At 37.2% G+C, this 15,012-nt stretch carries 4 protein-coding genes; 2 read left to right on the top strand and 2 right to left on the bottom strand.

Annotated elements, in window-relative coordinates:
• The coding region (locus J2X31_RS15725; RefSeq protein WP_310027973.1) for a choice-of-anchor J domain-containing protein at positions 1 to 7,968 on the bottom strand (7,968 nt) is incomplete at its 3' end.
• A 189-nt stretch (positions 7,969 to 8,157) separates the two neighbouring features.
• On the opposite strand from J2X31_RS15725, the gene hflX reads away from it, so the two are divergent.
• A complete protein-coding gene (gene hflX / locus J2X31_RS15720) occupies positions 8,158 to 9,390 on the top strand; it encodes a GTPase HflX (RefSeq protein ID WP_310027972.1) in 1,233 nt (410 codons plus the stop codon).
• A 79-nt stretch (positions 9,391 to 9,469) separates the two neighbouring features.
• Here hflX and J2X31_RS15715 read toward each other — a convergent pair whose 3' ends face one another.
• Positions 9,470 to 10,168 carry a S24 family peptidase gene (locus tag J2X31_RS15715; protein WP_310027969.1) on the bottom strand — a complete coding sequence of 233 codons (699 nt, stop codon included), beginning with the start codon at positions 10,166 to 10,168 and terminating at the stop codon, positions 9,470 to 9,472.
• A 388-nt stretch (positions 10,169 to 10,556) separates the two neighbouring features.
• Between J2X31_RS15715 and J2X31_RS15710 the strand changes: the two genes are divergently transcribed.
• Positions 10,557 to 14,987 carry a hypothetical protein gene (locus tag J2X31_RS15710; RefSeq protein WP_310027968.1) on the top strand — a complete coding sequence of 1,477 codons (4,431 nt, stop codon included), beginning with the start codon at positions 10,557 to 10,559 and terminating at the stop codon, positions 14,985 to 14,987.
• Positions 14,988 to 15,012: the final 25 nt, after the last annotated feature.

Raw genomic sequence — 15,012 nt, 5'->3', positions numbered from 1 at the left:
GATGCTGATCTCCCTCACATTATAACCGCTGAGGTCGAAATTGTCGTTCTTCTCATCGTTGTTAGGGGAGATACCTTTTTGGATCTGACAGCCGATAGATGCTAAATTAATTGCATCTGTAACTGTTGTACATCCATCAGCAGTTGTGATTGAAACGGTGAAATCTCCTTGATCTCTAACAAAAATTGCATTTGGCTCGTTCGGTACTGGAATCCAGTTTGATCCTGAAGTCCATACAAAAGTTGAAGTTGCAATATCGAATGAATTGTTCAAAGGTTGTACGGTTAATTTATAAACATTTCCTTCACATCCGTGAACAAACTCATAGGTAGTTCCAGCCAAGATTGTTATACTGGCAGAAGTATTGATTTCCGCACAAGATCCTTGTGAAGGAACAAAATAATTAACCGTGTATGTTCCAGGAGTACTAGAATTTGGATTAATTGCTCCTGTTGTAGCATCCAAACTTAAGCCAGATGGCGAAACTGTAAATGTTCCACTAGTGTTTCCTGTAATAGTTACATTTTCAATTTCTGTTGATGATACACAGAATGGATCATTGTAAGAAATAGAAGCTGTAGTGGCTTCAGTAACAGTAACTGTAAATTGCTGTACGTCTTCATCACAACCACCTGTGGCAGCAATAGTATTAGTTACTACATAAGTTCCGAAAGCACTGTCTGCTAGATTGATAACTCCTGTAGCGGTATTAATGCTAAGGCCTGTTGGTTCAGCTGTAAACACTCCTGCAACGGCATTGTTAGCAAAAATTGGAGCAGTAGTACCTGAATTACAATACTCAGTAGAATTGTAAGTAAACAAACCTGATTGTTGAGCAGTTATAGTTACTACAAAAGATGATGGTGCTGGATTACATGCTCCATTACTGTTTAAAGAATTTGTAACAGTATAGGTTCCAGCAGGACTTGCCGCTAAATTAATTTCTCCTGTTTGAGGATTAATAGATAATCCAGCTGGAGTTGCAGTAAAATTACCTGCAATACCATTATTTAAGAATTCAGGTAGAGGATTTATTCCTGTTTGGCAATATTGTGCATTTTCATACTCAAATTCAGAATTCTCTAAAGTGTTTACAACAAGATTTATAGGCTCTATAGCATAACAATCTGTTATTGAATTTGATTGTATTCTAATATACAAAGTAGTAGAAGCACTTTCAAAAGGAATTGTTACATCGATAGGAGAAATTGGCTCTAGAGCATCTTCGTTGGTTGCATGAATTGAAATGGAGTATATTAAAGGATCAACGCCAACTGAAGCCGGGGTAATTGTTTGTAAATCGAAAGTAGCCTCTCCGTCGTTAGTTGCATCATCACACACAAAATAATCTGCTGGCGTAGTTGATACCACAGCAGGAAGGAATTCAACAAATACTTGATCAGAAGCACTATTTAATCCACAACTTCCTTCTGCTCTATAAACCCCTGTTTGTGTTGCCACATAGGTTGATGAATTGGCATTTTGAATAATTTCATTATTAAAGTACCAAACATAAGAGTTTTCTTCAGGAGCTGCTGTTGGTTCACCGACTGCATCAAGAGTTACAGATGGTTGACACGTAACAATATCTTGTCCCAAGTCTACTTCACAACATAAGTTGGTTGAAGTTCCAGAGTTAGGTTGCCCTGAATTAGCCTGTGATAATCTGATGTAACCAGGTTGTCCATTAAAGTTAGTCAATAATAAGATATAGTATTGTCCTGCTACAGCATTTTGAATGGTAAAGTTTTCTGTTACCGCTGCATCATAACTACAGTCTACAACATTACTATTATCCAAGTTATTAAAATAATAGTTTGGGTTTGCAGTATTATTTGGACATGCAGGAGTACATGGTCCTAAAACAATTTCATCACACGCTTCAGGAGAATCAAATGGTCCCCAAGCAACAAAATCAACGTCCATTCCTGGAGCACCTTGAGCAGGGAAATTATTTGGATCTGTACTTTGTCTGATGTTAAACACCAAGTTACCCGAATTCTGTACTTGTAAATAGTAGTAAGTAGGATTTGGTGTTGTGAATAAACACGCTACCTGTCCTAAACTTTGAACACCTGTTGAATTCGCGAAAATTAGCGGAGTAGTTTCTGTAACACAGAATGGTTCAGCAGTTTCACAAGTAGATTTCGATTTTATACAAATATCAAAAGCCACAATTTGAGGAGTATTCGCATTGGACCAAACTCTAACAAAGTAGGTATTTCCAACAACAAAGCCATTATTTGTGCTATTCAATGAATTTGCTGCAGAACAATATAATAAATTTAAGCTGCTGCATTCAGATGAATAAACGGCATGATTTAGATTTTGTGTAGTTCCCTCAATATTAAATAAATTGATAAAATGTTGAGTTGAATTTGCAACAAATGAAAACCATACATCATCATCAGCATTACCCTGACAGGCGTTTGGAACACCAGACGGACCAGCTTGAATTAGATTTCCAGAACCAATATTAATACATTGACCTCCAGTATTGGCAAGGATTGGCATTGCTGTACCACAATCTTCGTTTTCTGCCGGTGGTGGCGGTGATTTAACACATAAATTAAAGTTAACCCAATCTCCTGCAAGAACTCCAGCCGTGTAAATACGGATATAGTACTCCTGCCCTTCAGTTAAGTTCATTGCTGTACTATTAGGATTTGAAGTACAATACAAAGGAGTTCCTAAAGCATCACAATTTCCTGCAAATACCGCATGGCTGATTACAACACTATTGTTGTTTGCTGCTAAAGCGTTAATGTTTATGAAATGAATTGGTCCAGATGCAGTAAACTTATACCAAACATCGTCGTTGGTACCTGTACAACTCGCTCCAGTAATGGTAGGGCTTGACTGTGTTGCCCCAACGGTACTACCAAAAATTCTATCATTACATGTAAAATCTTGGTTTACTGGCACAACAAGTGCAGTTGCACATTCATCATTTACTGGTGGTGAAGTGATACATAAATCAAATGTTATGGATTGTTGCACATTTGTATTGGTGGTATAAATTCTAATGTAATAGGTCTCTCCAGGATTTAGTCCTGTTGCATTAGAATAGTTATTTGTACTGCAATACAATTTAGTTAAATTATCACACGGCCCTGAAAACACACCATGGTTCAGCACAATGGAAGCAGTAGAAGGTGTAACAAAAATATTCGATAATAAAATTGCATGAGAAGTTTGAGTTGCCACAAAGTGGTACCAAATATCATTGTTATTTGGTAAACAACCAGTTCCTGTTAAAGGAGGAGTTAATTGTGGCAAAGAAGGGCTGGCTCCTAAAGTACTACCCTCTACTATATTTGCTGGAGAACAAATCTGTCCGGTATTAGGTGTTACCTCTTTCGAGTTTACACACTCATCATTAGCAGGAGGAGAAGTGATGCACATATCAAATTTGATATAGTGATCGTTAACAAGTGTTGAGGCATAAACTCTAATATAATAGGTGTTTCCTGGAGTCAAACCAGTTGCCTGACTAACATCTGCAGTACTACAATACAATCGAACTAAGTTATCACAAGTTCCTGAGAAAACAGAATGATTAACTCTTAGATTCGCAACAGTATTTGGTGTAGCCTCTACATTGCTGAATGTTATCATTTGTGATGTAGCAGTAGCAATAAAACTGTACCACATATCTCTACTTGTCTGTCCACAACCTGCCCCAGTTAAAGGAGGGTCTAATACAGGAAGTGAAGCTGTAGTTCCAAGTGTATTTCCAGTTATTGTATTTGCAGTTATGCAAAATTGCTCTGGATTAACCGTAACAGGAAGTGCATTTACACATTCATCATTAACAGGAGGAGAAATAATAGACAAATCAAATGTTGCAGATTGTACAGCGTTTGTAGTTGTTTTATAGACCCTCAAATAATATACCTGTCCAGGAATCAAGCCCGAAGTAGGAGTTATATAAGTATTGCTACAGAATATTAAGTCCAGATTACCACATGCTCCTGAGAACAAGGCATAATTCAACTTTACATTCGCAGTTGCAGGCGACGAAACTACATTAGATACTATAATAGTATGGTTTGGATGAGTAGCAGTAAAGCTAAACCAAACATCATCAGTAGTTGGAGCACATAAAGTAGCCGGAGTCAAAGGATTTGATTCTGGGTCTAATCCAATAACAGTATTTGTTGAAGCAAGTGTTCCAGAAGAAACCATGTTCTGAGGAAGGCTTTCCTGTCCTGGATTAGGATTCACAACTATAGCTCCGCCACATTCATCATTTGCCGGAGGAGATACAATACACAAGTCAAATGTTGCAGATTGTGTTGCAACGTTGGTTGATTTGTAAACTCTTACGTAATATGTATTTCCAACTACTAAATTTGGAGCACCACTAACAAGAGCTGTACTACAATAAAGCAACTGCATATTATCGCAAGATCCAGAGAATACAGAGTGGTTTAAGATAACGTTTGCTGTTGTTGGTGTGCTAACAACATTTGATATCAAGATAGTATGAGATGTAGATGTTGCTATAAAGCTGTACCATACATCTTGATTGGTTGGTTGACAACCCGCTCCACTAATAGGGGCCTCCGTATTTAATGTTGAAAAGGTTGAGCCATAAGTATTACCTGTAACAGTATTTTCTGTTAAACATACTTGACCAGAATTGATGGTAACTGGAGTAGCATTACTACACAAATCATTTAATGGAGTAGTAATAAAAGTAATTGGAGTTTGGATAGTCCAAGTACTTGTTACACCTTCACCGCAAGACGATCTAACATAAAAAGTATAAGAAGTAGACGGGTTTAGCGGGTTTCCATTAAGAGTAGATAAAATACCACCATTAACAAAACCAGTATGAGTAGGTGTAGTGGCAGGATTGTTTGTTGGAGCCGCTCCACCTGTTTCTACAACATATAAATCAAAAGATTGAGAAGGAGGTAAAGAATTGTCTGTAAAGTTAATTTGTACAGATGTTGCTCCAATATTTGAAACAACAATTTGTGTTGGTTTTGCACATGGTGCATCCGTACAGTTTGTAATATCGTTATAAAGAACATTTCCAACTGTTCCTTGTCCAGGAGCTTTTGTGTAAATTACATCCAAGAAAGGATTTTGAATTGTAATTCCAATGTTCTCTGGTGCTGTTCCAGCAGTATTCCAAAATAAATCAAATGGAACACCAGGACATAATTTAACTATCACAGGATTGGCACTATTGATAAGTGTTGTGCCAATTTGAGCAATGATGATTCCATTTTGTCTCACCTGCATTCTTCCGTTGTTCCAGCTGTTACCGTCTGTATTTGTTGGATAGAATTTGTACTCACATTTATCTGCTTCATCACAAGTAACCGTATGGAACACTACTGGACCCGACCAAGTACTCTTGTCATTACCAGGACACACGGTTCTGATATAATAGTAATAAATTGTCGCAGCGGTTAATCCAGTTGCATTATATGAAGTAGGATTTAAAGGGCCTGAAACGGTATAAAACAATCCATCTCCAGGGACAGGGTTCAATGGTGGTGTGCCTGTTGGAGGTGTCATTGAAGTTCCTGGAACCAATAGAATTTCCCAAGAATCATCAGTAATAGAACCATTTGTCCAATTTAGTATGGCACTGTCTTGAGTTATTGTCGCTAAAGGCACTGCTAAATCAATAGGCTTTGGACATGTAGGCAAAGTAGTGAAAGTCATGACATTGGACCAAGCCGAAGGAAATGGGCTACATACTACTCTAACATATACATTATAAGCTGTATCCGGAGTAAGTGTGAATTCTGAATTCAAAGTATTTGGTATAGCAAATGGCTTGTTGTCAGTACCTACGTTAGAATAAGTAGGAGGAGTTGTTTGTGTAGGAACAGTACCATTAAGAGCTGGTACAATATAGATGTCCCAACCAAAAGTATCAGTTGCTGGAGCTTCCCAATCTATTGTAACAGTTGTAGTACTCAAGGTTCCCGCAACTACCGAAACGTTTATTGGTGCTATATTACACTGTGGTGTTGAACAGTTGACAGGTTCTGAGAGATATACTGTTGTACCCGTAAGAGTACTAGGATTAGGAATTGGTGTATTTGGCAACGTATGGGTATAAATAGTTTGCCCGAACGAATTAATTACCTCTACAATACATTGCTGAGGAGCAGTACCTGGATTTTGCCATTTGATCTCAAAAGGAATTCCAGGACAAAGGTTTGCTACATAATCTTGTGGCGCAGTTGTTACGGTGTTGTTACCTATTAATCCGTTTAAAACTGGAGCACCACCAAACGTTACAGGAACAAGTATTCCGTTTTGGAAAACCTGCATTTTGGCATTGTTCCAACCGTTGTTGTTAGTGTCTCTTGTGCGGAAAGTAAAAGTACACTGGTCTGCTGGATTACAAACTAGTGTATTGAACAAGAAAGGACCTGCCCAAGCACTATATTCTCCATCAGTACATAAACGTCTAACCCAATATTGATATTGAGACAGATTAGGATTACTTAAGTTATTTACTTGATATGAAGGAACTCCATCTGCAGGTGTGTTGTATTGGCCTGGTCCAGTTGGAATGGATGAACCTGCCGGTTGCACCGCAATGTTCCAAGAAGTTGTTGGAAGGATGTTGGCATCTTCCCAGCTTAGGTCTGCTCCATTTGTTGTTGGATTCGCAGCGGCTAAAGCAGTTGGCTTATCACAAAATTCATATTGAATAATAAGGTTGTAAGGAACAATTTGCGTAGGCAAAGCAGATGAAATTACGATGTAGTATTCTCCACCTTGCGTTACCTGAAAATTATTGATGACTCTTGTAGTTGAATCAGCTTTTGCAACTCCCTCCAAACAAGCAGTTCCAATTGAAGCACAGTCACTATATACAAAAATCGAAGATCTTGCAGCTCCAGGAGTTAGCGTTATGCTTATAAATCCATCTTGAGGAGCTATTACTTTGTAAATAACGTCATTTCCTGCAAAATAGTTGGTTCCAGCTGGTGTTGCACCACAACTAGGAAAGTTTCCTTGAGTAGCTGTTATGGTGTTTCCATAATCACCGGTATTACCATCAACTTCATGAGGTATGGTATTAATTACAATCGGATCAGAACAGGATGTTCCTAAAGGAATCGTATTAAAGAAGAATGGACCAACCCATTCACTAAAAACTTCATTAGAACATTCTGCCCTTAACCAATATTTATATCCGCCATCTGGCTGTAAAAGACCTGAAGCGGTGGTTATATTCGCAAAAAGGTCATTATTTCCAGTTTCACCATTTGCAATCTGGGTTTGAGAAGCAGTAGCAGGAATAAGTTCATATTCATAATTAATTGCCCCACTAACATGCTGCCATACAAGAGTTGCTGTTGTAGAAGCTACATTTTCGGCATCTAAATTTACAGGGTTTATACAGCGAGGAACAATGTTTATATCGTCCAAATACCATCTATCTCCACTAGCGGCAAGTCCAGTTTGAGTAACCACCCTTACAAAAGCAATATAAATCTGTTGCCCTATCGTTGCCGCAGGAAGATTTACTACTTGTTCTTCATATTCATTGAACACAGTATTCATTTCCGGTTCTGTCCAATCTTCTATGAGTTGATAATCAGAAATCAGACCTTGGTTTGCGATATTTGTAGAATACCGAACTTCATAGATGCTTCCTTGATTCCCTTGAATACCTTGTCTTGCCCAGAAACGCAATTGTCCATTGGTAGGAACTGTGATTACATTGGTGATTAAAAAATCACGGGAAGTATTTCCAATACCAATTTCTTCTTGTTGAACAAACACTGCTTTAGTGTCTCTCACAAGGGGCGGATCCTGAACAGCATTCAGCGATCGCCAACTTTGGTTAGTTCCTACTCCATTATCTGTCGCAAGCCATCCAGCCGGAAGATTCGGAATAGTAACGTTCTCAAAATTTTCCAGCTGACCATAACTGACCAGTGAATAAAAGATCGTTAATAATAAAAATGTAATTTTTTTCATAAAATGAAAATTTTAGGTTGTTTAATATAGTTTCCGAGTATTTTCGGAAATCAAATTTAACAAAATTTAAGAATAGTCTAACGAAAATTTATTTTTTAACTAAATTTACTTTAAATCTTTTCAAAGATTTGAAACATTGCCCCAGTTTAATTCACTCTAAATCATTAATTTTGCAGGAGAATCAATACTATGCTAGAAAAAGAAAATATAAATTTTGAAAAAACCGTAATCGTAGGAATTATTACTCAAAAGCAGGACGAAGATAAACTCAATGAGTATCTTGATGAGCTTGAGTTCCTTACTTTCACCGCTGGAGGAGAGGTTATAAAACGTTTTTCACAAAAAATGGAACGCCCGAATCCAAAAACCTTTGTTGGAACTGGAAAAATGGAAGAAATTCATCTTTATATCAAAGAGAATGAGGTTTCAACTGTTATTTTTGATGATGAATTATCGCCTTCCCAACAAAAAAATATCACAAAAATCCTAAACTGTAAAGTTCTTGACCGAACCAATTTAATCTTGGACATTTTTGCACAAAGAGCCGAAACATCTTATGCAAGAACCCAGGTTGAGTTGGCCCAATGCCAATATCTGTTGCCACGCCTTTCAGGAATGTGGACTCACCTTGAACGACAAAAAGGAGGAATCGGGATGAGAGGACCTGGAGAAACCGAGATTGAAACCGACAGACGTATCGTTCGTGACCGAATTGCCTTATTGAAAGATAAAATCAAGGTGATTGACAAGCAAATGTCGGTTCAGCGAAGCAATCGCGGGGCAATGGTTCGAGTTGCTTTAGTAGGTTATACTAATGTTGGAAAATCTACCCTGATGAATGTCATCAGCAAGAGCGAAGTTTTTGTAGAGAATAAATTGTTTGCAACGCTTGATACAACAGTTCGAAAAGTGGTGATTAAAAACCTCCCATTCTTATTGTCCGATACGGTTGGCTTCATCAGGAAATTGCCAACCCAATTGGTAGATTCTTTTAAGAGTACTCTGGATGAAGTTCGCGAAGCCGATTTATTGCTTCATGTAGTGGACATTTCACATCTTGATTTTGAAGACCATATCGAATCGGTAAACCAGACTTTAAAGGATATTAAAAGTGATGACAAACCGATCATCATGGTTTTCAATAAGATCGATGCTTTTAAACACTTGACTATCGAAGAAGATGATCTGATGACCGAAAAAACAACCAAGCATTATACGCTTGAAGAATGGAAAGAAACTTGGATGAATAATGTAGGTCAGGAAAATGCCTTGTTTATTTCGGCAGTCCAGAAAGAAAACTTTGAGGAATTTAGAGAGCGTGTTTACGAAGCTGTTAGGGAAATTCACATCACGAGATTTCCTTATAACAAGTTTTTATATCCAGATTATAAGGATGCAGTTGAAAAGGAAGAGAAAGAATAAGCAAAACTTCTCCTCTATGAAAATTTATAAAACACCAAAAACCTTTAGGATTATTTCTTAAAGGTTTTTTTTGCAAATATTAATGCATTGCATTAATACGGATGCTGGCTTTTATCAGTGCCAAAGCTTTGATTTTGGAAAGTTCCACATCTTTGTCCTGATGGTGCTTGTTCTGGCTAACAAGCCTTACGCATCCTTCTTTTTCTGCTTTTTGTATGTATTTTACGGTGATGTATTCCTCCTCGCTCATGTCAATGCTCAAAAGATACATCTCACCCCAAAAAATCTCGTTCTTTATGTCGTGGATTTCTTTATAAAGTACAATATCACCACTTTTAAGCAAAGGATACATGCTATCACCCGTTACATAAACCGCACCATCACACTTTGGCAGATGCGGAATCGAAATGTGGTCTATGGGCTGTTGTGATTTAGAATCCTGAAACAGAGGAACCAGTCCAGCTACTGCTTCAATGTCATATAACGGAATATGTTGGTTTTCAATAGCATTATCGCTTTTCAAGCGAAAGGTTTCGATGCTCCTGTTGTGTAAAATACCTTCACTTTCCAACAGCATTTCACCTTGCCCGGTCAACAACCAATTGGGATTTATATCCGTATACTGGTTCATTATATTTTCCAAAACGTTAGAGCCAATGCTTTTACCTTCCTTTACCGCCTTTGATATACTCCCTCTGCTTGCTCCTAGGCTGTTTTCAAAAGCATAGTAGCTGATCTTTTTTCGTTCGATGTATTGTCCTACTCTTTCTGATACCATCTTTCTTTTAATTTAAAACATATAACAAAAATAGGAATAAAATCTGAATACACAAGCACAACGCCTATTTTATTACCACAATAAATAAATTTAGTAGCTTTTTTTCGCATAATTAGTTTGTGGATTTATTGTGTTGTAATAATTTAAGATGTTATATATAAAGTAATTAAATATATAAAAACCGTAAACTTAACAAGTATAAGGTTTTATAAATTAATTGAAAAATTTCTTTTATTTTGTTTTTATGTTAGATTTATTTCTAATAGTTTTGCAATGTAATTAATCGATGAAATCAAAATTGAAACAGCTAATCCGGAAAGTGAACTTTGAAAAATTGTTTTTTAGTCTAATTACAAAGAAATTAATCTAATAGTAAAAATTTAAAAAAATGAATACAGAAATTAAAAACACGCTCTTCCGATTTGTTTCTATGAGGGCTCCTGAATTATCCAACGATACTGAGCAAAATTTACGGTTTGTTTTTAGACCAGACCTTCTTGTAAGCAAATTTAAGGGTGTTGAAGATTCTCCTGAAAAAAAGGAAAAATTAAAAGAAGCGATCGATACAGCTCTCACTTATTTACCAATATCGTCATTAGATAGATTTGTGCCTGCAACAAAGGAAACACTTAGAACAGAATTTGACAACACTATTTATCTTTTCTCAATTTGGCTTGCTAAAAACAAGATTGGCTACAGAAAAACAGAACTGGCAGAAAAAATAATTCCTGCACTCTCTGTAGTAAAACCAAACGGAGAACGGGTTGATTTTAGTGATAAAAAAAACATTTTGTGGGACAATATTTTCTACCAAGTAGTTACACACAAAGATTTCTATGCAAAAGAACTAGCCATGCAGTTGCTACACGCCCTTCACGTAATTGAAAACTACGAAGAAGGAAATCATGCCAAAAATGCCTTATTGATGAAAGCCCGTGTGGTTTTGCCAAAGGAGTTTTTTGTAGATGAAGTTGCAGAAGAAACAAATACCATCTTCTCAACCCTTTCTACAGAGCCACGAATCGCCTTGTTGCCCAACCGTATCATGCAGAAACGGCATGTAATTGCTTATACAGAAGATGAAAATGAGAAACTGGAGAAATTAAAAGGCGAGTTAAAAAAGGGTCATAAGGAATATCAGAAAGAGTATTCACAAGCTTTAAAAGAGGCACAGGTTGCACATCAAATACTTATAAAGCCTACTCTTGAAGCACATAAACTAGCAGTAAAAACATCTTTGCAAAATTGGTGCTCAATTAGAAATCCAGAGTTGGAGTATAATCCTAAAGATCCTTGTAGCACTCCTCCCGTTATCCCAGAACCTGATTTAGAGCCTTTTGAGTTTACCTTTAGAAAAGAGGTGGATCTTGATTATTTTAGAGATAACGAGATTTTATCCGAAGAAAGCCTTCAGTTATTGGAAACCTTAACAAATCAGAGTAACCTTCAAGCTAGAGGACCTATTGTTGCAGGGTTAAATTTTGAGAAGAAAAGCGTTTTGGAAGACACTGATAGCTTTGACAAAACTTTTGCCGGCATCGATTCGCTTATCGCCAATAATAGGAATCTTATCATTGAAAATACTGAAATCGCAAGCAATAAACGCATAAGCCTTGGAGGGGTTCTAATTCCTATATCCAACAATAACACAATTGTCAACCCCTTTGAATATGAATTATCTGCCAATACACTGATAAATGGTGAACAAAAAGCAATGCTTTCGTTTGAAGTGCCCGATAGTTCATGGGAAATAGAAAGTTTTTCTTACACGTTTGATAAGGGATCGGAAATATTTACAAACGTGATTTCCCAGTCGAACAGAATAGGTAACCATATCATTTTGAGTTCCCTTCCGCTAGGAAATGTAAAAGTAAACGAAGAAATCACAGGAGCATTCAATGGAGAGATTAGGTTTTTGAACGGAGGAAAAAAAGACATTGTCATTGGAAATTTAAACTTAAGCAATATCTTGATTGGTCAACTGTTTAATCCTGTAGAAACTGATGTAGATGGAAATGAAGGATTTGTTCCTGCGGGATTTGGCATGAAGCAACTTGGAATTGCCGATTACAAAAGAGTAGAACAGTCCGTACATTGCTACGTAGAAGGTGAAGTAGCCCATATCGAGAACATCATGGCCAGAGAATACAAGGAGAAATCCACTCGAAGATTACGCAAAAGCGAAAACACCACAACCTCGTCATCGGAGTCTGAAAGAGAACAATTGACTGATACAACTTCTACTGAACGTTATGATATGCAAAGTGAAGTAGCAAAAGTAATTCAACAAAGTAATGATTTTTTAGCAGGAACTCAATTTTCTGTACATGGAGCAGGCTATAGCTTAGGAGGTTCTGCCAATTTTGCCACACATAATTCCAAAGAAGAAAGCTCCCGCCAATCTGTTACCCAGGCCAAAGAAATAACAGAAAAAGCCTTGGACAGGATAGTAAATAAGGTAAAAGAAGAGCGTATCGAGAAAATCGTAGAAGAATATGAAGAGAACAATAAGCATGGTTTTGATAACACCCAAGGTGACAAGCATGTTGTAGGAGTTTATCGCTGGGTGGATAAGTTGTATAAAAACAAAGTAATCAACTACGGTAAGCGATTGATGTTCGAGTTCATGATTCCTCAACCAGGAAAGTTGCACACTTTAGGGATGAAGGAAGGTCTGGATAATGAATCTACAGAATTTGAAGCACCACAAGATCCTAGAACATTTCAAAAAGATTTGATTTCACTTACATCGGGTCTGAATTTGAAAAGATCAAATTTATTTACAGGTAGCAGTTTGAATTTAAAGGACTATTCCAAAGTCAACGATACTACTTTAAAGTATTGGTCTTCAAAATACAATGTTGAAGTTCCTTCAAAGCCAGAACAGGAGATTACGATTGGAAAAGGGTTTGCTTATACAGCTCCTGAAACGATGAACTCCGAATGGGAAGAAACTGCGGCAGGTAGTGAAGAAGTTCAAATCCCTGACGGATATGTAACTGAAAGTGCTTCTGTTTCATGGCACCATAGTGTAGAAGATAATTGTGGATCATCAGTTATTGTTGGTAAAAATAAATATTCGGTAAATCCTAATGGAGCAATCAGTAGTCCCGAGGAAGAATTTGTAAAAGGATATATCGGATCAATTCCCGTGTCCTATTCTGCTTTGGGACATCATTCGGGAAATGTTAACGTAGAGATTAAATGCAAACTAACAACCACAGCCGAACAAAAATGGCAACAAGAAACATTCAAAGCGATAATTGATGCCTATGAAGATTCTTTGGCAATTTACAAAGAGAAGCTTGAAGCCGAAAAGCAAAAAGCAATTACAATCAAAGGGACCAATCCTGGCTTTTACCGTCAAATCGAGAACACCATCTTGCGTAAAAACTGTATTTCATATATGATTGACAGAAGAAAAGGAGCAAAAAAGACCTATGGATTGGAGATGAGCAACCGTAAGCCTTTTATAGATTATGAAATAAATCTAAATGAAGGGCTTGACAATTATGCTGCCTTTGTAAAATTCATGGAGCAAGCCTTCGAATGGGATTTGATGTCTTATAATCTATATCCTTTTTATTGGGGAAGCAAGTCCGACTGGGCATCGTTGTACCAATACGATGAATCGAATGATCCATTGTTCCGTAATTTTATGCAAAGCGGTATGGCAAGAGTCATAGCCACTGTTCGTCCTGGTTTTGAAGATGCTGTTCGTTATTTCCTTCAGACGGGAAAAATATGGAGCGGAGGCGAAGTGCCGTTGATTCACGATGAATTGTATATGTCAATTGTTGAAGAGTTAGACGATCAGGAAGGAAAGCAAGAAGGAAAAGCTTGGATCACACGTCTTCCCACCGCTTTAACGATTCTACAAGCCGACAGCATCGGATTAAAAGTAGAAAAGGCACTACCATGCAACTGTGATGACATCATTAATGATGAAACGTTTGAAAATCCGGAAGAAGCATTGTGTTCAAGTAAGATTGAGTCAGAAGTGGGTCAAACGTTAGCAGGGGCAACTTCAGCTAAAGCTCAGAACAACATCACTAGGGTTTTGAGAGTAGCTTATGATTCAACCCTAGAGGGAACTGTTATATCAAGGGTATTAAACGCTATAAACATCGGAGTTCCCTATCCAGTAAGATTTACTGTTTTAGAAGATGAGGATTACATTATCGCAGCAACCCCTCAGTTTTCTCCGTCTGTAGAAGGCTATGTGACGCCAATTTTTAAATATAAATTAGTCAATCTTGGAAAAAACAAAACAGGAGAACATTATGGTTTTGAAGGTATCCAATTAACTCCTGACAATCTAGAACTCATTCATTCCAATGAAGCTGCTGTAAAGGATTACTTGAATAACCCGGGTACACAATTGGTTGATTTAGGTTGGGACATTACCGGAACCACTATTTCCACTTTCATTAACAATCTTGAAAACCCTATTGACCTCCAAGAACAAGGGGATGGTTATGTGATTGTCAAAGTAACGGATAATGATGACCCAAAAACGTACTTTTTTACTGGACAAGGTGGCTCTTATGGCATGTACAACATGCATGCTCAAGAAGCTTTTTTTGTCTTACTAAATCAAACACATAGGACAAACGAAGAAACATTTGTTTTTGCAGGCAATCAAAAATTTAGTCTTGTAAAAACGGCTAAAAATGTCTTGATGGTTACTGTAAATGGTCAAAAATTAAACAAAATCGGCTCAAATGTTCAGTATAGCATCACTACAGATAATGAACTGGAGATTGTGGATAACTTGACTGCGGGAGATGTAATCAACATCATCTACTATTATAGCTAAGCAACAAGACTTAGAATAATAATGC

The organism is Flavobacterium arsenatis (genome assembly GCF_031456785.1).
GTDB classification, from domain to species: Bacteria; Bacteroidota; Bacteroidia; order Flavobacteriales; family Flavobacteriaceae; genus Flavobacterium; species Flavobacterium arsenatis.
The sequence above is the reverse complement of the archived record's forward strand: the minus strand, read 5'-3'. Positions and strand labels throughout refer to the sequence as shown.